18 protein-coding genes are annotated in these 22,914 nt (G+C 68.9%); 8 read left to right on the top strand and 10 right to left on the bottom strand.

The window, feature by feature from the left end; genetic code table 11:
- Window positions 1–20: 20 nt before the first annotated feature.
- The 3 genes from OG828_RS24705 to OG828_RS24695 all read right to left on the bottom strand — a co-directional run bounded on the left by OG828_RS24705 (window position 21) and on the right by OG828_RS24695 (window position 4,222).
- A complete protein-coding gene (locus OG828_RS24705) occupies window positions 21–1,319 on the bottom strand; it encodes a M18 family aminopeptidase (RefSeq protein ID WP_328360820.1) in 1,299 nt (432 codons plus the stop codon).
- 95 nt (window positions 1,320–1,414) lie between these two features.
- A complete protein-coding gene (locus OG828_RS24700) occupies window positions 1,415–3,241 on the bottom strand; it encodes an acyl-CoA dehydrogenase (protein ID WP_328360817.1) in 1,827 nt (608 codons plus the stop codon).
- A 129-nt stretch (window positions 3,242–3,370) separates the two neighbouring features.
- On the bottom strand, window positions 3,371–4,222 hold the full coding sequence (locus OG828_RS24695; protein ID WP_328502361.1) for an intradiol ring-cleavage dioxygenase: 852 nt from the start codon (window positions 4,220–4,222) through the stop codon (window positions 3,371–3,373).
- 202 nt (window positions 4,223–4,424) lie between these two features.
- On the opposite strand from OG828_RS24695, the gene OG828_RS24690 reads away from it, so the two are divergent.
- From OG828_RS24690 to OG828_RS24675, 4 genes are all read left to right on the top strand, one after another.
- Window positions 4,425–4,898 (top strand): SseB family protein, encoded by a 474-nt coding sequence (locus tag OG828_RS24690; RefSeq protein ID WP_210573262.1) that lies wholly within the window; start codon window positions 4,425–4,427, stop codon window positions 4,896–4,898.
- Between the two features lie 189 nt (window positions 4,899–5,087).
- Window positions 5,088–7,034: an Ig-like domain repeat protein gene (locus OG828_RS24685; RefSeq protein ID WP_328502360.1), complete on the top strand. Its 1,947-nt coding sequence runs from the start codon at window positions 5,088–5,090 to the stop codon at window positions 7,032–7,034.
- A 115-nt stretch (window positions 7,035–7,149) separates the two neighbouring features.
- Complete coding sequence (locus OG828_RS24680; RefSeq protein ID WP_328502359.1) at window positions 7,150–8,127, top strand: pirin family protein; 978 nt, start codon at window positions 7,150–7,152, stop codon at window positions 8,125–8,127.
- Between the two features lie 87 nt (window positions 8,128–8,214).
- Window positions 8,215–9,261 (top strand): AI-2E family transporter, encoded by a 1,047-nt coding sequence (locus OG828_RS24675; protein WP_328360795.1) that lies wholly within the window; start codon window positions 8,215–8,217, stop codon window positions 9,259–9,261.
- Between the two features lie 9 nt (window positions 9,262–9,270).
- Here OG828_RS24675 and OG828_RS24670 read toward each other — a convergent pair whose 3' ends face one another.
- Window positions 9,271–11,385: a SpoIIE family protein phosphatase gene (locus OG828_RS24670; RefSeq protein WP_328360792.1), complete on the bottom strand. Its 2,115-nt coding sequence runs from the start codon at window positions 11,383–11,385 to the stop codon at window positions 9,271–9,273.
- A gap of 164 nt (window positions 11,386–11,549) precedes the next feature.
- On the opposite strand from OG828_RS24670, the gene aspS reads away from it, so the two are divergent.
- A complete protein-coding gene (gene aspS, locus OG828_RS24665; protein ID WP_328502358.1) occupies window positions 11,550–13,313 on the top strand; it encodes an aspartate--tRNA ligase in 1,764 nt (587 codons plus the stop codon).
- 128 nt (window positions 13,314–13,441) lie between these two features.
- Window positions 13,442–14,380 (top strand): intradiol ring-cleavage dioxygenase, encoded by a 939-nt coding sequence (locus tag OG828_RS24660; RefSeq protein WP_328502357.1) that lies wholly within the window; start codon window positions 13,442–13,444, stop codon window positions 14,378–14,380.
- Between the two features lie 68 nt (window positions 14,381–14,448).
- Here OG828_RS24660 and OG828_RS24655 read toward each other — a convergent pair whose 3' ends face one another.
- The 4 genes from OG828_RS24655 to metG (OG828_RS24640) form a co-directional block, all read right to left on the bottom strand.
- Window positions 14,449–15,882: an FG-GAP-like repeat-containing protein gene (locus OG828_RS24655; RefSeq protein ID WP_328502356.1), complete on the bottom strand. Its 1,434-nt coding sequence runs from the start codon at window positions 15,880–15,882 to the stop codon at window positions 14,449–14,451.
- A 74-nt stretch (window positions 15,883–15,956) separates the two neighbouring features.
- A complete protein-coding gene (locus tag OG828_RS24650) occupies window positions 15,957–16,322 on the bottom strand; it encodes a PH domain-containing protein (protein WP_328360780.1) in 366 nt (121 codons plus the stop codon).
- Between the two features lie 81 nt (window positions 16,323–16,403).
- Window positions 16,404–16,868, bottom strand: a complete 465-nt coding sequence (locus OG828_RS24645) for a hypothetical protein (RefSeq protein ID WP_210573239.1) — start codon at window positions 16,866–16,868, stop codon at window positions 16,404–16,406.
- A gap of 113 nt (window positions 16,869–16,981) precedes the next feature.
- Entirely contained in the window at window positions 16,982–18,706 is a 1,725-nt protein-coding gene (gene metG / locus OG828_RS24640) for a methionine--tRNA ligase (protein WP_328360772.1), read from the bottom strand.
- Between the two features lie 139 nt (window positions 18,707–18,845).
- Between metG (OG828_RS24640) and OG828_RS24635 the strand changes: the two genes are divergently transcribed.
- Together OG828_RS24635 and OG828_RS24630 are read left to right on the top strand one after the other, a co-directional pair.
- On the top strand, window positions 18,846–19,055 hold the full coding sequence (locus OG828_RS24635; RefSeq protein WP_210573236.1) for a type II toxin-antitoxin system VapB family antitoxin: 210 nt from the start codon (window positions 18,846–18,848) through the stop codon (window positions 19,053–19,055).
- Window positions 19,052–19,477: a PIN domain nuclease gene (locus OG828_RS24630; RefSeq protein ID WP_328502355.1), complete on the top strand. Its 426-nt coding sequence runs from the start codon at window positions 19,052–19,054 to the stop codon at window positions 19,475–19,477. Before OG828_RS24635 ends, OG828_RS24630 begins: the two co-directional genes overlap by 4 nt.
- 39 nt (window positions 19,478–19,516) lie before the next feature.
- Here OG828_RS24630 and metG (OG828_RS24625) read toward each other — a convergent pair whose 3' ends face one another.
- Window positions 19,517–21,124, bottom strand: a complete 1,608-nt coding sequence (gene metG, locus OG828_RS24625; RefSeq protein ID WP_328360764.1) for a methionine--tRNA ligase — start codon at window positions 21,122–21,124, stop codon at window positions 19,517–19,519.
- 131 nt (window positions 21,125–21,255) lie between these two features.
- Complete coding sequence (locus OG828_RS24620; protein ID WP_328502354.1) at window positions 21,256–22,863, bottom strand: VWA domain-containing protein; 1,608 nt, start codon at window positions 22,861–22,863, stop codon at window positions 21,256–21,258.
- Window positions 22,864–22,914: the final 51 nt, after the last annotated feature.

Genomic DNA, 22,914 nt, shown 5'->3' with positions numbered 1-22,914 from the left:
AGTACCCGGCGGAGCGTCAGTTACCCCTCCAGGAAGGCCACCATCGCGTTCGCCAGCAGATGCGGATCGTCCACCCCGCACAACTCCCGCGCACTGTGCATCGACAGGATCGCCACGCCGATGTCGACGGTCTTGATGCCGTGCCGGGCCGCGGTGATCGGGCCGATGGTCGTGCCGCACGGCATGGAGTTGTTGGAGACGAAGGACTGGAAGGGGACGTGCGCCTTCTCGCAGGCCGCGGCCCACACCGCGCGGCCCGAACCGTCCGTCGCATAGCGGTTGTTGACGTTCACCTTCAGGATCGGCCCGCCGTTGACGCGCGGGTGGTGCGTCGGGTCGTGCCGCTCCGCGTAGTTGGGGTGGACGGCGTGGCCGGTGTCGGAGGAGAGACAGACGGTGCCCGCGAAGGCGCGCGCCTTGTCCTCGTACGATCCACCGCGCGCGAACACCGAACGCTCCAGCACGCTGCCGAGCAGCGGCCCGTCCGCGCCCGTGTCGCTCTGCGAGCCGTTCTCCTCGTGGTCGAAGGCGGCCAGCACCGGGATGTACGGCAGCCCCGCGCCGCCGGCCGCCACCGCGGCCAGTGCCGCCGTGGCCGCGTGCACGGAGAGCAGGTTGTCCATGCGCGGGCCCGCGAGCAGTTCCTTGTCGCGGCCCAGATAGGCGGGCGGTTCCACGGAGTGGACCATCAGGTCCCAGCCGGTGACCTCGCCCGCGGCCAGACCGCTCTCCGACTCCAGGAACGCGATCAGGTCGCCGTCCCGCACGGTGTCGCTCAGGCCCCAGACCGGCTGGAGATGGCGCTGCTTGTCGAGCTTGAGGCCCTCGGAGGAGACCGAGCGGTCCAGGTGAATGGCAAGCTGGGGGACGCGCAGGAGCGGGCGGTCGACGTTCACCAGGCGCGTCGAGCCGTCCCTGAGCGTCAGCCGGCCCGCCAGCCCCAGGTCGCGGTCCAGCCAGGAGTTCATCAGCGGGCCGCCGTAGATCTCGACCGCCACCTGCCGCCAGCCGTGCGCCCCGGCGTCCGGCAGCGGCTTGACCCGCAGGTTCGGCGAGTCGGTGTGCGCGCCGACGATCCGGTACGGCGTGTGCGCCGCGGCGCTCTCGGGGACGTACCAGGCGATGATCGCGCCACCGCGCAGCACGTACTTGCCGCCGCTCGACCCGTCCCAGGCGTCCGTCTCCGCGACCTGCTTGAAGCCGGCCTTCTCCAGCCGCTCGGCGGTGTTTGCCACGGCGTGGTACGGCGTGGGGCTCGCCGCCAGGAAGGTCATGAGGTCGTCGGTGTGGCCGCGGTCGAAGCGGTGGGGTTCGCTCATGGGTTCACCTTAACGACGTACGAGGCTTCCTTGACGACGTACGAGGGCCCGCTCCCCATGACCGGGAACGGGCCCTCGTAAAGGGAGCCGAAGGGCTAGAAAGCGGCCTCGTCCAGCTCCATCAGGTCCAGGTCGACGCCCTCGGCGAGCTTGCGCGCGCCGGTGACGCCGGGCAGGACGGTGGCCGCGAAGAACTTCGCCGCCGCAATCTTGCCGGTGTAGAACGCCTTGTCCTTGGCGGACGCGTTCGGCAGCTTCTCGGCGGCGATCGCGGCGCCCTTGAGGAGCAGGTAGCCGACGACGACGTCACCGGAGGCCATCAGCAGGCGGGTGGTGTTCAGGCCCACCTTGTAGATGTTCTTGACGTCCTTCTCGGTGGCCGCGAGGTCGGTGAGCATGAGGCCGACGATGGCCTCCAGCTCGACGGCGGCCTTGGCCAGGTGCTCGCGGGCGCCCGCCAGCTCCTCGCCGCCGGTGCCGACGGCCAGGAACTTCTTGATGTCCTCGGCGAGGGAGTTCAGCGCGGCGCCCTGGTTGCGGACGATCTTCCGGAAGAAGAAGTCCTGACCCTGGATCGCGGTCGTGCCCTCGTACAGGGTGTCGATCTTGGCGTCCCGGATGTACTGCTCGATCGGGTACTCCTGCAGGAAGCCGGAGCCGCCGAAGGTCTGCAGCGACTGGGCGAGCTGCTCGTAGCCCTTCTCGGAGCCGTAGCCCTTGACGATCGGCAGGAGCAGGTCGTTCAGCGCGTGCTCGGTCTTGGCGTCCTCGCCGGCGGCCTCCTTGACGGCGATCGCGTCCTGGATCGAGGCCGTGTAGAGGACGAGGGCGCGCATGCCCTCCGCGTACGCCTTCTGCGTCATCAGCGAGCGGCGCACGTCGGGGTGGTGGGTGATGGTGACCTTGGGCGCCGTCTTGTCCATGAAGTTCGCGAGGTCAGGACCCTGGACGCGCTCCTTGGCGTACTCGAGGGCGTTGAGGTAGCCCGTCGACAGCGTGGAGATCGCCTTCGTACCGACCATCATCCGCGCGAACTCGATGATCCGGAACATCTGGCGGATGCCGTCGTGCTTGTCGCCGATCAGCCAGCCCTTGGCGGGGTGCTGGTCGCCGAAGGTCATCTCGCAGGTGTTGGAGGCCTTCAGCCCCATCTTGTGCTCGACGTTCGTCGCGTACACGCCGTTGCGCTCGCCCAGCTCGCCGGTCTCGAAGTCGAAGAGGTACTTCGGGACGAGGAAGAGGGACAGGCCCTTGGTGCCGGGCCCGGCACCCTCGGGACGCGCCAGCACGTAGTGAAGGATGTTCTCCTCCATGTCGTGCTCACCGGAGGTGATGAAGCGCTTCACGCCCTCGATGTGCCAGGAGCCGTCCTCCTGCTGGATCGCCTTGGTACGCCCGGCGCCGACGTCCGAACCCGCGTCGGGCTCGGTCAGCACCATGGTGGAGCCCCAGGTCCGCTCGACCGCGATCTGAGCGATCTTCTTCTGGACCTCGTTGCCCTCGTCGAAGAGGATCCCGGCGAAGGCCGGACCGGAGGAGTACATCCACACGGCCGGGTTGGCGCCCAGGATCAGCTCCGCGTACGACCAGATCAGCGACGGGGGAGCAGTGGTGCCACCGATCTCCTCCGGCAGGCCGAGCCGCCAGTACTCGGAGTCCATGAACGCCTTGTAGCTCTTCTTGAAGGACGCGGGGACCGGCGCGGTGTGGGTCTCGGGGTCGTAGACCGGCGGGTTGCGGTCGGCGTCCGTGAAGGACTCCGCCAGGTCGTTCTCCGCGAGGCGGGTCATCTCGTCGAGGATGGACTTCGCCGTCTCGGCGTCCATCTCCTCGAACGGGCCCGTGCCGTACAGCTTGTCGCGCCCGAGTACTTCGAAGAGGTTGAACTCGATGTCGCGCAGATTCGACTTGTAGTGCCCCATGGCGACTGGCTCCGTTGAGAGATCGGCGAGGCACTGGATCCTCGCGCCCGTTCACATACCAACACGTGGCTACGATGATGCTACCCGTCGGTAATAAGACGCAACCCCGATCCGGTCATCTGTGACAGGTCACACCGGAACCGTCAGAGTCGCCGTGTACCCCTTGCCCACGCTGCCCTCGACCGCCGCCAGCTGCTGGTCGTAGCCGTCGCTGAAGATGTTGTCCGTCTCCAGGGAGAGTCGGCTGAGCTCCTGCACACTCTGGCTGTAACCGTCCGTCGCGTACACCGTGTCGCAGACGTCCTTCGGGAACGCGAGCTGCGAGGTGTTCGTGATGGAGGTGGCGGCCGTGGCGTCCTCCAGGCTGCCGTAGACCTCGAAGTGGATGTGCGGCCAGCGGCCCGTGTAGCAGGCCGGGAAGATGCTCTTGAACGTGACCTGCCCCTTGTCGTCGGTCTCCTGGACGCCGCGCAGATAGTTCTCCTCGGTGACGCCCTCCGAGTACAGGGAGTACCTGCCCTCCCGGTCGCAGTGCCACAGGTAGACGGCGGCGCCCTCCTTCGGCGTCCCGCAGCCGGAGGCCGCGTCCACCACCGTGAGCGTGATCGTCAGGGGCACGCCCTCGGCGGTGCCGCCCGCCGAGTCGCCGAAGCTCTTGGTGATGTCGCTGCGGACGACGCCGCTCTCCTTGAGGACGTTCACGCCGTTGGAGCCGTCGCCGGGGTAGGGACCGGCCGTCTCGTTCGGGATGGTCGCGCACTCGGACGCCTCGCCGGTGGAGCCGGAAGCAGCGGACGAGGAGGAGGACGAGGGGGACGACGAGGAGGCCGCGGAGGTGTCGTCCTCGGCGGAGCACCCCACCAGCGGTATCAGGCTCGCCCCCGCCATCAGCCGGATCATGCGGCGGCGGGCGAGGACGGGAAGGTCGTAGGAGAGCCCTCTGTCGTGCTCGTGGACCTCGTCGTCGTGGTGTCGGTGCATGGCTGTCCCCTCGCTGGTGTCGTGCCGTTTCCGGTGCTCCCCACGGCACTACCGACGCTATGAGCGCAGGCTGTCGGAAACCAATGCGGTGGCTGTCAAGTCGCTGTCGCTTTGCCGGGGACGGTGGCTGTCAAGTCGCTGTCGGTCTGCCAGGGCACCCGTACCGGCCCCGCGCCCCGCCGCTCTCGGTACGCTTGCGCTCATGTATGGATACGGCCAGCCCATGGATGGGGGAGCTGCCCAGCAGGGCTACGTCCCGCCGCAGCAGCCCATGCCCGGCGGGTACGGCCAGCAGCCGCCGCTGTACCCCGAGCCGTCCCCGCCGTCGCTCGCGGACGCGGTGCGTGCCTTCACCACCGGGCAGCTGTCCGCGGAGGACTTCCAGCAGGTCTTCGCGACGTCGAAGGTCTACTGCCCGCGCGGTGACAACCCCGGCTTCCTCGCCCTGCACAACACCCAGCAGCCGGTGATCCCGATGTTCACCTCGCTGAAGGAACTGCGCCGGTACGCGGGCAAGGAGTCCAAGTACTTCGTGATCACCGGCGCCGAGGTGATCGACCTGCTGCCGACCGGCTACGGCTTCGTCCTGGACATGGAGGGCGAGCACCGGATGGTGTTCGACGCGAAGGCGGTCGAGCAGATGGTGGAGTTCGCGATGCGGCGGATGTACGGCTAGACAGTGCCCGTCGGGGGAAACCCCGCCTCGCAAAATCTCCACTCGATTGTCACAGCCATGCCATAGAGTGATCCCCGGCAGCCGCGCCCCGCACGTCACCGCTTCCGGCGGTCAGCGTCCGGGTGCCGCGCGGCGCTCTCAGCTCCCGGCGACCCCGGGATTCCTTGTGGGGGTTTCATTCCTGTGCGCATGCGCAGCACCTCGGCCGCGACGGCGTTCGCGGTCCTCTTCAGTTCGGTGGCGCTGAGCGTCGCCGCGGCCGGTACCGCGTCGGCCGAGTCCGCCGACGTGGTCAGCCCCGGCGGCTTCGTCGTCAACCACACCCTTCAGCGTGTCTACGTCAGCGACCAGGCCAACGGACGGATCCTCGCCGCCGACTACAACGGCACGCTCGTCGGCCTGAACGTCGGCTTCGGCGACGTCAGCGACCTGGTCCTGTCCGACGACGGCGCCACTCTCTACGCGGCCCTGCCCAGCAGCCACGAGATCGTGGCCCTCGACCCGGCCACCCTCAAGGTCAGGACCCGCTACACCGTCGCCACCGACACCGGCCCGCGCCACCTGGCCTTCACGTCCGGCAAGGTCTGGTTCTCCTACGGCGACCAGTGGGACGGCGACCTCGGCTCCGTCGACCCGGCGGTGGACCCGGCGAGCGGCACCGACCCGGTGGCGCTCGCCCAGCTCCCGACCGAGGGAACGGGCGTCGGACTGTGGGGGCAGGTCCTGCTGGACACCGACCCGCTGCGGCCGGGCCTGCTGGCCGTCGGTGAGACCGGGGACTCCACCGGCACCGAGGCCGTCCTCGACGTGTCGAGCGGCACGCCCAAGGTCACTGCCTGGCACGACAGCTCGTACGACCTGAACGACGGCGTCGGGGACATCGACCTCGTCGCGGGCAGCGATCGGGTGCTCGTCAACGGCACCGACCGGCACGCCTACGCGAACGGCACCTTCACCAAGGCCGGTGCCTACCCGGCCGGGCAGCGGGCCGACGTCGGCAGGAGCGGCCTGATCGCCCAGATCTCGGGCACCAAGGTGGCGATCTACCGTCCGTCCGCCGCCCAGCCGGTGCGCACGTACAGCACCGGCACGCAGCCCGCAGCCGACGTGGTCTGGGCGCCGGACTCCTCCCGCGTCTTCGCCCTGGTCGCGAGCGGCAACAGCTACACGGTCAAGCCGCTGACCCAGCCGACGCTCAACGTCCCCACCCTCACAGTCAACGCCCCGGCCACCGCCACCCGCACCAAGCAGCTCACCGTCACCGGCAAGCTCTCGGCGACGATTCCGCTGCCGTCCGGCGCCAAGCTCGCGGTCACCCGCACCGACCTGGAGAGCCCGAACGGCAAGTCGCTGCCGACCGCCACGGTCAAGGCGGACGGCACGTACTCCTTCACCAACTCGCCCCCGGTCGGCGGCAAGGTCACATACAAGGTCTCCTACGCGGGCGACGCCACGCACACCGCGGTCAGCGCCTCCGACAAGGTCGACGTCTCCCGCGCCTCGACCGCGCTGAAGCTGAACAACAACGGCAAGCTGTACAACCACGGCGCCGACGTCAAGTTCACCGCGCACCTCGGTGCGACGTACAAGAACCGCTCGGTCCAGATCTACGCGGACCCCTTCGGCGGCGACAAGCCGAAGAAGCTGATCAAGTCCGGCAAGGTCAACTCCGCCGGCGACATCAGCGCGTGGGTGGACATGACCCGCGACACCGCCGTGACCGCGGTCTTCTCGGGCGACGCCCGCTACAAGCCGAAGACGGTCAAGGTCACGGCGTACGCCAGGGTCAAGATCTCCACCGCCGTCTCCAAGCACTACAAGACGGCGAAGATCGGCTCGACGTCGTACTCCTGGTTCCACAAGAACACCGACCCGCTGCTCACCACGACGATGAGCTACTACCCGGGCCGTCAGCAGCGCTTCGACCTCCAGGTCTACTACCAGGGCTCGTGGTACTCGGCGGAGTCGCAGTACTTCCCGATCGGTACGAACGGGAAGTCGGCCATCACCCTCGAGGCACCCGGTGAGTCGGGCATCCGGGCGCGGATGCGGTCGGTGTACGTCAACGGCTCGTCCGGCGACACCGTGAACTCGACGACGTACGGGTCCTGGAAGTACCTGTACTTCAGCAACTGACGCGGGCTGCGGCCCGTACGGCGGAGCCCGGAGGGAATGTCCTCCGGGCTTTCGTCGTTCCGGGTAGCAGGAAGTTCAATGCTCAACTAAACTGGCCGCACAAGGAGGTACCGACATGCCTGCAGTGACCGTCGAGAACCCGCTGACCCTGCCCCGCGTGGCCGCCCCGGCCGACGCCGTGGCACGTCCCGTACTCGCCGTCACGACCGCGCCGAGCGGTTTCGAGGGCGAGGGCTTCCCGGTGCGCCGGGCGTTCGCCGGGATCAACTACCGCCACCTCGACCCGTTCATCATGATGGATCAGATGGGTGAGGTGGACTACGCGCCGGGAGAGCCCAAGGGCACTCCCTGGCATCCGCACCGCGGCTTCGAGACCGTCACCTACATCATCGACGGGATCTTCGACCACCAGGACTCCAACGGCGGTGGCGGCACCATCACCAACGGCGACACCCAGTGGATGACGGCGGGCGCGGGCCTGCTGCACATCGAGGCCCCGCCGGAGCACCTGGTGATGTCCGGCGGTCTCTTCCACGGCCTCCAGCTGTGGGTGAACCTCCCGGCCAAGGACAAGATGATGCCCCCGCGCTACCAGGACATCCGCGGCGGCAACGTCCAGCTGCTCAGCACGCCCGACGGCGGCGCGCTGCTGCGCGTCATCGCCGGTGAGCTGGACGGCCACGCCGGTCCCGGCGTCACGCACACGCCGATCACGATGATCCACGCGACCCTGGCGCCGGGCGCGGAGATCACCCTGCCCTGGCGCGAGGACTTCAACGGGCTGGCGTACGTGCTGGCGGGCAAGGGCTCGGTCGGTGCCGAGCGCCGCCCGGTCCAGCTGGGCCAGACGGCGGTCTTCGGCGCCGGCGGTTCGCTGACCGTCCGTGCGGACGAGCAGCAGGACTCGCACACGCCGGACTTGGAGGTCGTCCTCCTGGGCGGACAGCCGATCCGTGAGCCCATGGCCCACTACGGCCCGTTCGTCATGAACACCCGCGAAGAACTCCAGCAGGCCTTCGAGGACTTCCAGAAGGGCCGGCTCGGGACCATCCCGGCCGTGCACGGCATGACCGAAAAGGGCCCTGACGCCTGACCGAACAGGTCACGGCGCCTGACGCTCCGTCACCCGGGCGGGCTGTCCGCGCAGGACAGCCCGGCTCGTGCGTGGTCCGCTGGACGTGTGCAGTTGCTTCCCGACCCCGTGCGCCGGTTCGCGGCGTGGTGTGCCGTGGTGCTGTTGGTTGCCGGGGTGGTCTATGTCGGGATCCGGCTGGTCGTGGAGGTCCGTACGGCCGTCGTGCCGGTGCTGCTGGCGCTGCTCGGGACCGCGCTGCTCGGGCCGATGCACCGGCGGCTGGTGAAGGCGCGGGTCAACCGGTCTGTGGCCGCCGCGGTGACCTGCGTGGCGGTCGTGGCCGTCGTCGGCGGGGCCGTGTACATCGTGGTCGCCGCGCTCATCGACACCGGGGACCAGATCGTCGCCTCGCTGAGGCAGGCGGCCGAGTCGCTCGCCGAGCACTTCGGGGCGGCCGGGACCTCGCTGGACGACCTCGCGTCCAACGCGAGGGAACTGCTCACCAAGTTCGGCGGGACCGCCGCGTCCGGGGTGATCAGCGGGGTCAGTGTGGTGGGCGAGGCGATCGCCATGGCCGTACTGGCGCTGCTGCTCGTCTTCTTCTTTCTGCGGGACTCCGACAAGGCCGCCGGCACGCTGCGTGCCGTCGTGCCGGGCGAGGCCGGCGACACCGTCGAGGCCATGGCGCGGCGGGCCTTCGAGGCGGTCGAGGGGTTCATGCGCGGGACGACCTTCATCGCGCTGATCGACGCCGTGTGCATCACGGTCGGACTGCTGGTCCTGGACGTGCCGGGGGCGGTGGGGCTGGGTGCGCTCGTCTTCGTCGGCGCCTACATCCCCTACCTGGGCGCCTTTCTCTCCGGTGCCGTCGCCGTGCTGGTCGCGATGGCCGACCGCGGGTTCGTGATCGCGTTGTGGGTGCTGGGTGTGGTCCTCGCCGTGCAGGTGCTGGAGGGGCATGTCCTCCAGCCGGTGATCCAGAGCCGGACCGTGCAGATGCATCCGGCGCTGGTGATGGTGACGATCACCGCGGGGGCGTCCGTGGCCGGTGTCCTCGGCATGCTGCTGGCGGTGCCGCTGACCGCGGCGGCCTTCGGGGTCGTCCAGGAACTGCGGACGCGGTACGGGAGTGCCGAGCCGTCGGATGCGTAGGGGCCGGCGTTACTGCGCCGCGCCCTGCTCCTCGTACAGCTCGAACCAGATGCTCTTGCCCTCGCCGCGCGGGTCGACGCCCCACGCGTTCGCCAGCAGCTCGATGAGCATCAACCCGCGTCCGGAGGAGGCCAGTTCGCCGGGGCGGCGTTTGTGGGGGAGGTCGTCGCTGGTGTCGGTGACCTCGACGTGGAGGCGGCGGATGCCGGCCTCGCCGGTGATCTCGGCGAGGAGGAGGGCGTCGGCGTCGGTGTGGACGAGGACGTTGGTGAGCATCTCGGACAGCAGCAGAACGGCCGAGTCGACCTGGTCGGGGGAGGCCCAGTCGTGGAGGAGCTCGCGGAGTTGCTGGCGGGCGGTGGCGACCCGCTCGGGCTCGGCCTGGGCCACCGAGAGCATCGTGCGCCGAACGGTGGGACGCTTGACGACCGCCGTGTCCTCGCAGCCGCAGCCCTCCCCCTGCCGGCACAGCAGCAGCAGCGCGATGTCGTCCTCGCGGCGGTCGGCCAGCGGGCCGGTGGTGTAGTGGGAGGAGGGGCCGTGCACCGCCTGGACCAGGGAGTCGGCGAGTTCCTCCAGGTCGCCCTTGTGCTCTTCCAGGATGGCGCGGATCCGCAGCCAGCCGGTCTCCAGGTCGTGCCCGCCGGTCTCGATCAGGCCGTCCGTGCAGATCATCATGGTCTCGCCGGGTTCCAGGGTGAACCGGGTCGTCGGGTAGTCGGCGTCCGGGTCGATGCCGAGCGGCAGGCCGCCCTCCGTGGGCCGCGCCATGACCGTGCCGTCCGCCATCCGGATCGCCGGGTCGGGGTGCCCGGCGCGGGCGATGTCCAGGGTCCCGGTCACGGGATCGGCCTCGGCGTACAGGCAGGTCGCGAAGCGCAGGTCGTCGCCGTCGGAGGTGATGCCGTGCAGAAAGCGGGAGGCGCGGGAGAGCACCGCGTCGGGGCGGTGGCCCTCGGAGGCGTACGCCCTGAGCGCTATCCGGAGCTGCCCCATCAGGCCGGCCGCCCGCACGTCATGGCCCTGGACGTCGCCGATGACGAACGCGAACCGGCCGGAGGGCAGCGGGATCATGTCGTACCAGTCGCCGCCCACCTGGAGGCCGCCGCCGGTCGGCACATAGCGTGCGGCGACGCTCATGCCCGGTATCTCGGGGCCGAGCGTCGGCAGCATCGAGCGCTGGAGGCCGTCCGTCAGCTCCCGCTCCGACTCGGCGAGCCCGGCCCGGGACAGGGCCTGCGCGAGCATGCGGGCCACCGTCGTCAGCACGGACCGCTCGTCCGGTGTGAACGCGACGGGGTAGGCGAAGGCCGCCATCCAGGCGCCCATCGTCCGTCCGGCCACGGTCAGCGGCAGGAACGCCCACGACTGACGGCCGAAGTTCTGGGCCAGCGGCCAGGTGACCGGGTAGCGGGTCTTGTACTCCTCGGGCGTGGACAGATAGACGGCGCGGCCGGTGCGGACCACCTCGGCCGCCGGGTAGTCGGTGTCCAGCGCCATGTGCGAGAAGGGGCTCTCGTCGCCCTGCTGGTGACCGTGGTGGCCGATGATCGTCAGCCGGTCCCCCTCCACGCCGAACACGGCGAGACCGTCCGGTGAGAACCCCGGCATCGACAGCCCGGCCGCGACCCGCAGCACCTCCGCCGTCGACCGCGCCTCGGCCAGCGCCCGGCCCGCGTCCAGCAGGAACGCCTCCCGGGAGCGCCGCCAGTCCCCGGTCACCGCACGCCCCGCGGTGGTGCCCGGCGAGGGGTCGGTGACCTCCTGGAGGGAGCCGGTCACCTCGTACGAACGCTTCTCGCGGTCGAAGGACGCGTGGAAGCGGCTGCGGCCGACCCGGATGATCTGGCCCCGCTCGTCCATGATCCGCACCCGCACCTCGCCGAGCGTGCCCTCGGCGACGGCGAGCTGGATCACGCCGCTGATCTCGTTCCAGTCCACGGGGTGCAGGCGGGCGCGCACCTGGGCCTGGCTGAGGGTGCACCGCTCTGCGGGCAGCCCGAGCAGCCGTGCCGTCTCCGCGTCGACTGTGACCAGCCGTGTGGCGGTGTTCCAGTGCCACAGTCCCGTCGCGAGGGCGGCGAGAACCTCCCCCACGGCGGGCAGGGGCTCACCAGTGCGCATTGCCCCACTGTAGGGAGAGGTGATCGGTGACTGCCACCGAAGCTGTTCATCGTTGAATGGGTGGGAGGCGATTAATGGGTGGGAGGCGATCTTGGGGTGCCCGGTAGGCTTGGTGGAGTTTCACGTGAAACAGCCCCCGATCCGCGAAGACTGGATGAACGACGATGCATCGGTACAGGTCCCACACCTGCGGCGAGCTCCGCGCCTCTGACGTCGGCACCGACGTCCGGCTGAGCGGCTGGCTGCACAATCGGCGCGACCTGGGCGGCATCCTCTTCATCGATCTGCGGGATCACTACGGCATCACCCAGCTGGTCGCCCGGCCGGGCACGCCCGCGTACGAGGCCCTGGACAAGCTCTCCAAGGAGTCCACCGTCCGGGTCGACGGCCAGGTCGTCTCCCGCGGCACCGAGAACATCAACCCCGATCTGCCGACCGGCGAGATCGAGGTCGAGGTCTCCGAGGTCGAGCTGCTCGGCGCGGCCGCCCCGCTGCCCTTCACGATCAACACGGAGGACGGGGTCAACGAGGAGCGGCGCCTGGAGTACCGCTTCCTGGACCTGCGCCGCGAACGCATGCACCGCAACATCCTGCTGCGTACGGCGGTCATCTCGGCGATCCGGCACAAGATGACGGCGCTGGGCTTCAACGAGATGGCGACGCCGATCCTGTCGGCCACCTCCCCCGAGGGCGCCCGCGACTTCGTCGTGCCGTCCCGTCTGCACCCGGGCAAGTTCTACGCCCTCCCCCAGGCGCCGCAGCAGTTCAAGCAGCTGCTGATGATCTCCGGCTTCGACCGCTACTTCCAGATCGCGCCCTGTTTCCGCGACGAGGACGCGCGTGCGGACCGCTCGCCGGGCGAGTTCTACCAGCTCGACGTCGAGATGTCCTTCGTCGAGCAGGAGGACGTCTTCCAGCCCGTCGAGAAGCTGATGACGGAGCTGTTCGAGGAGTTCGGCAACGGCCGCCACGTCACCTCGCCGTTCCCGCGGATCCCGTTCCGCGAGGCGATGCTGAAGTACGGCTCCGACAAGCCGGATCTGCGCGCCCAGCTGGAGCTCGTCGACATCACCGACATCTTCGAGGGCTCGGAGTTCAAGGCCTTCGCGGGCAAGCACGTACGGGCCCTGCCGGTGCCGGACGTCTCCGCGCAGCCCCGGAAGTTCTTCGACCAGCTCGGTGACTTCGCGGTCTCGCAGGGCGCGAAGGGCCTGGCGTGGGTGCGGGTCGCCGAGGACGGTTCGCTGTCCGGCCCGATCGCCAAGTTCCTGACGGAGGAGAACGTCGCGGAGCTGACGAAGCGCCTGTCGCTGTCGGCCGGCCACGCGGTGTTCTTCGGCGCGGGCGAGTTCGACGAGGTCTCGAAGATCATGGGCGCGGTGCGGGTGGAAGCCGCTCGTCGCGCCGGGCACTTCGAGGAGAACGTCTTCCGCTTCTGCTGGATCGTCGACTTCCCGATGTACGAGAAGGACGAGGAGACCGGCGCGATCGACTTCTCGCACAACCCGTTCTCCATGCCGCAGGGCGGTCTGGAGGCCCTGGAGACCCAGGACCCGCTGGACATCCTGGGCTGGCAGTACGACATCGTCTGCAACGGCGTCGAGCTGTCCTCCGGCGCGATCCGGAACCACGAGCCCGAGATCATGCTGAAGGCCTTCGAGATCGCGGGCTACGACCGCGAGACCGTCGAGGAGAAGTTCGCCGGCATGCTGCGCGCCTTCCGCTTCGGCGCCCCGCCGCACGGCGGCATCGCACCGGGCGTCGACCGCATCGTGATGCTGCTGGCCGACGAGCCGAACATCCGCGAGACCATTGCCTTCCCGCTCAACGGCAACGCCCAGGACCTGATGATGGGCGCGCCGACGGAGCTGGAGGAGGCGCGGCTGAAGGAACTGCACCTGTCGGTGCGGAAGCCGCAGCCGAAGTAGGCGAAGAAGTAGGCGTCTGCCCTGAAGGGGCCCGGAACCGGTGACCGGTTCCGGGCCCCTTCAGCTTTCACAGGCAGACACAGCCCGCTCCCATGCCCCTTACAGTCGTCTTACCTAGCGTGCTGGGCATGACGGGAAACGACATCAACACACCAGCCCACAAACGTGACTTGACCCGGCGCAAGGTCGTCGTCGCAGGTGGAGCGGCCGTGGCCGCGGTGGGCGTCGGCGGCACGCTGGCCGCGACCGCAAATGCCGGCCAGAGCGGAAAGGGCGCCGGGGCGAGCGCCTCCGCGAGCTCCACCTCGGCGGAGACCTGCTACACGCTCACCTCCGAAACCACCGAGGGCCCCTACTACATCGACGCGGACAAGCTCCGTACGGACATCACCGAGGACAAGGAGGGCATCCCGCTGGCCCTCCGCATCAAGGTGATCGACGCGGAGAGCTGCAAGCCGCTGAAGAACGTGGCCGTCGACATCTGGCACTGCGACGCGCTGGGCATCTACTCCGGCTACGAGGCGTCGTCCACGGGCGGTGGCGGCACCGCCCCCACCGACGCGCCCTCGGGCACGCCCACGGGCGAGCCGCCGTCCGGTGCTCCGTCCGGTGCTCCGTCGGGCGGCACCGGCGGTGGTGGTGTGCATGAGGAGCCGACCGACGACGAGCGCTATCTGCGCGGCACCTGGAGGACCGACCGGCAGGGCTTCGTCACCTTCCGGACGATCTTCCCGGGCTGGTACCGGGGCCGCTGCGTCCACATCCACACCAAGGTCCACGTGGACGGCGAGTGGACCGACGCCGGTTACGAGGGCGGCACCACCTGCCACACCGGCCAGTTCTTCTTCGACGAGGAGTCCGTCCTCGCCTCCGCCGAGGTCGAGCCGTACTCCACGTCCACGACCGAACGCACCACGCTCACCGAGGACACCATCTACGACCAGTCCGGCACCACCGGCGGTCTCCTCAAGCTCAAGTACGACAAGAAGAACATCGCCAAGGGCGTCCAGGCGTCCATCACGGTCGGCGTCGACCCGGAGGCGACGAACGAAGGCACGTCGCTGTAGTTCCGCACGCGCGGACACGAAAGCGCCCGGGACGTGAAGTCCCGGGCGCTCCCGTCGCCGTGCTGCTCTCAGATCACCCAGAGCAGCCCGTCGCCGCCCAGCAGCGTGCCGTGCTGCTGGTTGAGACCCACTGCGGGCCCTGTGATCACGCGGCTGCCGGTGCCCGTCGGGTGGGTGGAGCCGCCGGGGAGCATGAAGACCGCGCCGGTGGAGTCGTTCTCGCCCGAGGCACCGACGAACAGCTCCGGCCGGCCGTCCTTGTTCACATCGCCCGCCGAGACCGTGGTCCCGAAGAAGTCGTCGGTCTCGGAGGCGCTGGGCACGCCGGAGGTGTCCTGGGTGAAGGAGTACGAGCCACTGCCCAGGGCGCCCGAGGCGCGGCCCGGGATCACCGTGACGCGGCCGGCCCGCTTCTTGCCGCCGGTGCTCTCGTACGGTGTGCCGACCACGATGTCGGCCAGTCCGTCCCGGTTGAGGTCCGCCACGGCCACCGCGCCGCCGAACGCGTCGTACTTCTCGCTCGTGTCCGGCACGCCGGCGGTGTTCTGCGTGAGGTGAACGGGCGTGGCGTCGGGCGCGATGCCGGTGGCCGATCCGTACCAGACGGAGACGCGTCCGCCCGACGCACCGTCCGCGCCCGCGACTTCGGGCTCGTCCGGGTCGCCGACCACGAGGTCCGCGTAGCCGTCGCCGTTGAGGTCGCCGGTGGCGGAGATGAGGCCGTTGCCCCGCTGGAGGGGCTGCCCGGACCTGCTGGGGTTCAGGTAGATCTCGCCGCCGGTCAGTCCGCTCGTGCGGCTGCTGATGAGGACCCGGTCCGGGGTGGTGTCGCCGTTGAGGTCGCCGAGCGCGACGGACTCCAGAGACGGGGTGTCCTGGTTGAGGGTGGCGGACCCGAAGCTCCCGCTGCGGCTGAACGAACCCTTGAAAAGGACGGAACCGTCGTATCCGCCGGCCAACACCTGTGTCTTGCCGCCCGATCCGCCGCTGCGCGCGGCGAGGTCGAGTCCGAAGTACGTCGGATCACTCGATGGCGTCGGCAGATCGGTCCCGCCCGCCAGCCCGTTCCTGCTGCCCCACACCACGGTCACCGCACCCGCGTCGGTGCCCTTGCTGGTGTCCTCGTAGGGAGACGAGATGACCAGGTCGGCGTATCCGTCCCGGTTCAGGTCCTCCGTGGCGGTGGCGGCGCCGAACCTGTCGTACGCCTCGGCCGTCCCGGGAATCCCGGTCGTGTTCTGCGTGAGGGTCTTCCGCCGGGCGGTCGCAAGCCCCGACGACGAGCCGTACAGCACGACCACGGCACCGGCCGCCTCCTTGCCCGCCACGTTCGCGCCGGGCGCGGGCAGGACGGCGTCGCGGTAGCCGTCCCCATTGAAGTCACCCGGCACACCGCCATGCACGGCGGCCGCCGGACCGACGGGGAGCACCACGCTCCCGACAAGAGCCGCCGCGATCACGGCGGCGGCTCTCCAGCCCCCCTTGGACGCACTGTTTCCCATCCCAGCCCCTCCACCCCCGGGCGCACCGTCCGTGCACCCGCATTCCGCGGGAATTGTAAAGCTGACCGGTACGCCTACCGCGCCACGAAGTGGGTGAGGATCGCCTGGACTTCGTAGATGTCGACGCCCTTGGTGAAGGTCTTCTCGATCGGGGTCGGGGTGCCGGAGATCCAGATCTTCAGCTCGGCGTCGAGGTCGAAGGTGCCGGCGGTCTCCACGGAGAAGTGGGTGATGCTGCGGTACGGGACGGAGTGGTACTCCACCTTCTTACCGGTGATGCCCTGCTTGTCGACCAGGATCAGCCGCCGGTCCGTGAGCAGGATCGTGTCGCGGATCAGCATGTACGCGGCATGCACCTGCTCGTCCTGGCCCAGCAGACGGGCGTAGTCCTGCTGTGCCGTCGCCGGGTCTACGGTGTGCGCGTTGCCGAAAAGTGCCATGGCTGGACCCCCACTCGATTGGCTGTGTCGCCTGGTGGGTGGACGCACGGGGAGGAGCGGGGGGTTGCGCCGACAGCGCGCTCAGGTGTCGTACAGGCCGTCCCAGGGCGGGCCGAAGCCGAGGTGGTCCGGGTAGAGCTCGGCCCAGGGTTCGCCCTCGTCCTCTCCCGTCAGCAGGCCGAACAGGACGCCTTCCACGGTGAGTTGGAAGGGGCGGATCGCGATGTCCGTGTAGGTGCGTCGGGGCAGGGCCCTGAGCAGGGTCGCCAGGTGGGCCCGGGCCCGGGGCAGGACTGCCGGGGTGCGTTGCTGCTCGGCCCAGGTGCCCGCGCACAGGATCTGCGAGTCGCGGTAGATGCCCTTGGCGTCGAACGTGTGCAGTGCCGCGTAGAGCCGCTTGTGCTCTTCCCAGCCCGCGTCAAGGCGGAAGCCCTTGGGGAAGGCCCAGGTGACCGACCCCAGGAACTGTCCGTCCGCGTAGCGACCGATGGCCTCTGTACGGCCGTGTGGCTCGTAGGCGATCGGGATGACCTCAGGTACTGCCATGGCGCAGACCATACGGTCGTGACGTGTGCGCCGTGCGGGCAGGGCACACACTGGATCGACCGCTCGGGCAACTTTCTCGTTTCGTCCGCGAGTTGATCACCCCTTTCTCACCCCTACTCGCCGCCGAAGCGCTCCTTGTACGTCTCCAGGTCGTCGTCCGTGAGCTTGGCGAAGAGGACCGGGGGGACGGTGAAGGGGGTGCCGGCGGGGACCGAGTTCAGCGCCTTCGCCTCGTCGGTGCTCACCCAGGTCGCCGTGTCGTCCGTCAGGGAGAACGCCTGGCGCATGGCGGCCGAGGTCGTCGGGATGAAGGGCTCCGAGACCACCGCGTAGAGGTGGATCAGGTTCATCGCCGTGCGGAGGGTGAGCGCCGCCCCCTCCTTGTCGGTCTTGATCTCCAGCCAGGGGGCCTTTTCCTCGAGGTACGAGTTGCCGGCCGACCACAGGGCGCGGAGGGCGGCCGCCGCCTTGCGGAACTGGATGGCCTCCATCTGCTCCTCGTACTCGGTGAGCAGGCGGGCGATCTCCGCGCCGAGCTTCGCCTCCGCCTCGCCGGGCTCCGTGCCCGCCGGGACCTCGTCGCCGAAGCGCTTCTTCGAGAACGAGAGGACGCGGTTGACGAAGTTGCCGAGGGTGTCCGCCAGGTCCTTGTTCACCGTGGCCGTGAAGTGCTCCCAGGTGAAGGACGAGTCGTCCGACTCCGGGGCGTTGGCCATCATGAAGTAGCGCCAGTAGTCGGCGGGGAGGATCTCCAGGGCGTCGTGGGTGAAGACGCCTCGCCGCTGCGACGTGGAGAACTTGCCGCCGTAGTAGTTCAGCCAGTTGAAGGCCTTGATCACGTCGACCTTCTTCCACGGCGCGCGGGTGCCCAGCAGGGTCGCCGGGAACATCACGCTGTGGAAGGGGACGTTGTCCTTGCCCATGAACTGCGTGTACCGGACGTCCGCGTCCGACTTCCACCACCAGGAGCGCCAGTCGCGGTTGCCGGTCGGGTCTGTGTCTCGCGCGGCGTCTGCCCACTCCTTCGTCGCGCCGATGTACTCGATCGGGGCGTCGAACCAGACGTAGAAGACCTTGCCGTCGGCGGCGAGGTCGGGCCAGGTGTCCGCCGGGACCGGGACGCCCCAGTCGAGGTCGCGGGTGATCGCGCGGTCGTGCAGGCCCTCCGTGAGCCACTTGCGGGCGATGGAGGACGCCAGGATCGGCCAGTTGTCGGCGCGCTCGTCGACCCATGCCTCGACCTCGCCGGCCAGGGCCGACTGGAGGAGGAACAGGTGCTTGGTCTCGCGGATCTCCAGGTCGCTGCTGCCACTGATCGCGGAGCGCGGGTCGATCAGGTCGGTGGGGTCCAGGACGCGCGTGCAGTTCTCGCACTGGTCGCCGCGGGCCTTGTCGTAGCCGCAGTGCGGGCAGGTGCCGATGATGTAGCGGTCCGGCAGGAAGCGGCCGTCCGTGTTCGAGTACACCTGGCGGATGGCCCGTTCCTCGATGAAGCCGTTCGCCTTCAGCTCGCGGGCGATCTCCTGGGTGATCTCGCGGTTCTGCGGGGAGGAACTGCGGCCGAAGTAGTCGAAGGCCAGGTTGAAGCCGTCGTAGATCGCCTTCTGCTGGTCGTGCGCCCGCGCGCAGAACTCGTCGACCGGGAGGCCCTCCTCCTTCGCGGCCAGCTCGGCGGGCGTGCCGTGTTCGTCCGTCGCGCAGATGTAGAGGACGTCGTGACCGCGCTGGCGCAGGTACCGGGAGTAGACGTCCGCCGGGAGCATGGACCCCACCATGTTGCCCAGGTGCTTGATCCCGTTGATGTACGGAAGGGCGCTGGTGATGAGGTGTCGAGCCATTGCGGGCTGCTCCAGACTTGCTGCGTGGGGTGAGGGTCCTACGAACCTTGAAATCGTAGTCGACCGGGACGATCGCGATGCCTTGAATATATACTGTCCTTGCGTATCGTATAGAACGCCTGAACGGGAGGGGTGCGTCATGTCGAAGTTGCTCATCGAGGTCGACGACGAAGCTCTGGCGGAAGCCCAGGAGCTGCTGGGCACGAAGACCAAGAAGGACACCGTCAACACCGCGCTGTTGGAAGTCGCCAAGCGGCGCAGCCGGGCCATAGCGCTGGCCAAGCTCCGTGAGAGGGGGGCGCGTGGTGACTTCGACATCCTTCTGGACAAGAGGAACTACCGCCGGTGAGTGATCTCTCGTATCTGATCGACACCTCGGCCGCCGTGCGTCTGCTCAGCAGCGATGCGTACGACGCAGACTGGGAGCAAGTGCTCGACAACGGGCTGGTCGCGCTGTGCGATCTGACCGAGTTGGAGATCCTCTTCTCCGCTCGCGGGCGAGCGGATCGCGAGGGCATTCAGGAGGAGCTGCGGCAGCTGTTCAGCTGGACTCTGATGCCCGACGGCATTTATCAGCGCGCTCGCGAGGTTCAGCAGCTTCTCACCGACAACGGTGAGCACCGCTCGGCCGGACCGGTGGACCTGCTCATCGCCGCCACAGCCGAGTTGTCGGGCCTGACCCTGCTCCACCACGACTGGGACTTCGAGACCGTCGCTCGCCGTACGGGCCAGTCGACCGTCTGGCTGGCCGAGCCCGTGCCCGAGTCCTGAGGACCCCGTCATGTGCTCGTAGTACGTACACAGTACGTACTACGAGCTCGGCTTCTCCTCCAGGCGTGGGAAGAGCACCGCGCCCTTGGTGATCGTCGCGCCCGCCGGGAGCCGGCCCCAGACGGCGGCGTCGGCGAGCGTCTGGTCGGGGAGCGCGCCGAGGACGGCGTCCGCGCCGAGGGAGTCCCAGAGCCTCTGAGAGGTGTCCGGCATGACCGGGTTGAGCAGGACCGCCACCGCGCGGAGCGACTCCGCGGCCGTGTAGAGGATCGTCGCCAGGCGGGCCTGGCCGTCTTCAGACTGGTCCTTGGCCACCTTCCACGGTTCCTGCTCCGTGATGTAGCCGTTGACCTGCTTCACGAAGTCGAAGATCGCCAGGATGCCGCCCTGGAAGTCCAGGTCGTCGCCGATACGGCGGTCCGCCTCGGCCACCGCCTTGGCCAGTCCGCCCTGAACGGCCTTCTCGGCCTCGCCCACGGCCGTCGCCTCCGGCAGCGCGCCGCCGAAGTACTTGCCGACCATCGCGGCCACGCGTGAGGCGAGATTGCCGTAGTCGTTCGCCAGCTCGCTCGTGTAGCGGGCGGAGAAGTCCTCCCAGGAGAACGAGCCGTCCTGGCCGAACGCGATAGCGCGCAGGAAGTACCAGCGGTACGCGTCCACGCCGAAGTGGGACGTCAGGTCCTGTGGCTTGATGCCCGTCAGGTTCGACTTCGACATCTTCTCGCCGCCGACCATCAGCCAGCCGTTGGCCACGATCCTGCCGGGCAGTGGCAGACCCTGCGCCATCAGCATCGCGGGCCAGATGATCGCGTGGAAGCGGAGGATGTCCTTGCCGACCAGGTGTACGTCGGCGGGGAAGGTGTTCTCGAACTTCTCCGGGTTCTCGTTGTAGCCGACCGCCGTCGCGTAGTTCAGCAGCGCGTCGATCCACACGTAGATCACGTGCTTGTCGTCCCACGGGACCGGGACGCCCCAGTCGAAGGTGGAACGGGAGATGGAGAGGTCCTGGAGGCCCTGGCGGACGAAGTTCACGACCTCGTTGCGGGCCGACTCGGGCTGGATGAAGCCGGGGTTGGCCTCGTAGTGGGCGAGGAGCTTCTCGCCGTACTCGCTGAGCTTGAAGAAGTAGTTCTCCTCCTTGAGGATCTCCACCGGCTTCTTGTGGATGGCACACAGCTTCGTGCCGTCCTCGGCCTCTATGAGGTCGCCGGGGAGCTTGTACTCCTCACAGCCCACGCAGTACGGGCCCTCGTAGCCGCCCTTGTAGATCTCGCCCTTGTCGTGGAGATCCTGGACGAACTCCTGGACGCGGTCCGTGTGACGCTTCTCCGTCGTACGGATGAAGTCGTCGTTCGCGATCTCCAGATGCTCCCAGAGGGGCTTCCAGGCTTCGGTGACGAGCTTGTCGGCCCACTCCTGCGGGCTGACGCCGTTCGCCTCCGCGGTGCGCATGATCTTCTGACCGTGCTCGTCCGTGCCGGTGAGGTACCACACCTTCTCACCGCGCTGACGATGCCAGCGCGAGAGCACGTCGCCTGCGACGGTCGTATAGGCGTGGCCCAGGTGAGGAGCGTCGTTGACGTAATAAATGGGGGTGGAGACGTAGTACGCCTTCCCGCCCTGCTTCTCGGATCCAGTGGCCGCCATGGTCGAAATCGTACTGGCCCTGGGGAGATCGACTCACATCGATTACGAGTGGGGGATTACGGGATTACGGGGACAGGGCCCGGGGTGAGCCGGGCCCTGTCGGTCGTCGTGCGGGAGATTCTACGAGGGGGCTACGGGCGCCAGTTCGCCAGTACGCCTTCGTAGAGCTCCTGGTCGGTCAGCTCGCGTGGGGTTTCGCCGGCCAGGAAGTGGGCCGTGTTGTCCGTTTTGAGCTTGCGGAGGTAGTCGAAGGCCTTGTTCTCCGGATCGCCGAAGGCGACGAAGGAGAAGAAGACGGCGGGGTGTTTCTTCGCCGCGTCCGTGAGGGACTGGGTGGCGGGGGTCCTGGCGTCCGGGGCACCGTCCGTCTGGAAGATCACGAGTGCGGGGTCCGTGGTGGCGGACTTCTCGTAGTGGCTGATGACCTCTTCGACGGCCGTGTGGTAGCTGGTACGGCCCATGCGGCCGAGCCCTGCGTGCAGGTCGTCGATCTTGTTCTCGTGGTCGGTGAGGGTGAGTTCGCCGGTGCCGTCGAGTTCCGTGGAGAAGAAGACGACGTGGACCTTGGCCTCGGGGTCGAGGTGGGCGGCGAGGGCGAGGGCCTGCTCGCCGAGGGCCTGGGCGGAGCCGTCCTTGTAGTACGGGCGCATGGAGGCGGAGCGGTCGAGGACGAGGTAGACCTTGGCAGTCGTGCCGGTGAGGTTGCGGGTGGTGAGGGTTTCGCGGGCGGCGTTGTAGGCGGTGAGGAGGGTGGCGGGCATGGCCTCGGCTTCGCCTTGGGCCTTGTCGTTCCCACCCGCACGGGTTGCCTGCGGCAGCGGGGCGTCGTCTACGGCCTCGGCTTCGCCTTCGGCCTCGTCGTTCCCACCCGCACCACCCGTGGCGGGTTCGTGGGCGGGTGCGGGTGGCCCCTGTGGGGCCTGATCGCCGTCGGCGGCCGCGGGCTTGTCCGCCTGGGCGGCGACGGGGGTCGGCTCGGCGTCGGGAGCCACCTCGGTGGCAGCGGCAGGCTCGGACTCCGGGCCGGCGTCTGCGACGACCGCCTTCGGCTCCTCGGCGACCGGCTCGTCCACGGTCGGCTCGGGGGCCTTCTCCTCGGCGGCCGGCTCTTCGACCACTGCCACTTCGGCCACCGGCTCGTCAGCTACGGGCTCCGGCTCCACCGTCGGCTCATCAGCGACCGCCACCGGTTCCTCGGCCACCGGCTCGTCAGCCACGGGCTCGTCGACGACCGGCGGCTGCTCCACCACCGGTTCCTCGGCGGCCGGGGTCTCGGATACCGGATCCTCGATCACGGGCTCGTCGACAGCCGGCGTCTCGGCCACCGCTTCCTCGGCCGCCGGGGCCTCTGTCCCCGGCTCCTCGATCACCGGCTCGTCGACAACCGGCGTCTCAGCCACCGGTGCCTCGACAACCGGCTCGTCGGCCGTCGGTGTCTCGGCCCTCGGCTCATCCAGCCCCGTCTCCCCCGTGTCCCCCGTCTCCCCCTTCTCTCCCGCCGGCCCCGGCACCGTCACCTTGTCGAAGGCGGCTGAGACCAAGTCGTGCTCGGAGTCGTCCGGTGTGGAAGGGCGGGGTTCCGGGATGGAAGCCGTGGGGGGTGGGGTGGGGGTCGGTTCGGGGGAGGGGGAGGGGACCGTCGGTTCCGGTGTCTGCGAAGGTGTCGCACCCTCTGCTTCGGCCGTGCGGGCCTTTCGGCTGCGGCCGAACGCGTTCCGCAGGAGAGTGAGAATGCCCATGTACGCAACCCTTCGCGTGAGTTGATGCCCGCTAATCCCTGGCCAGGACGG

Source organism: Streptomyces sp. NBC_00457, from assembly GCF_036014015.1.
In the GTDB taxonomy this organism is placed as follows: domain Bacteria; phylum Actinomycetota; class Actinomycetes; order Streptomycetales; family Streptomycetaceae; genus Streptomyces.
This window is presented reverse-complemented; position numbering and strand designations above follow the sequence as displayed.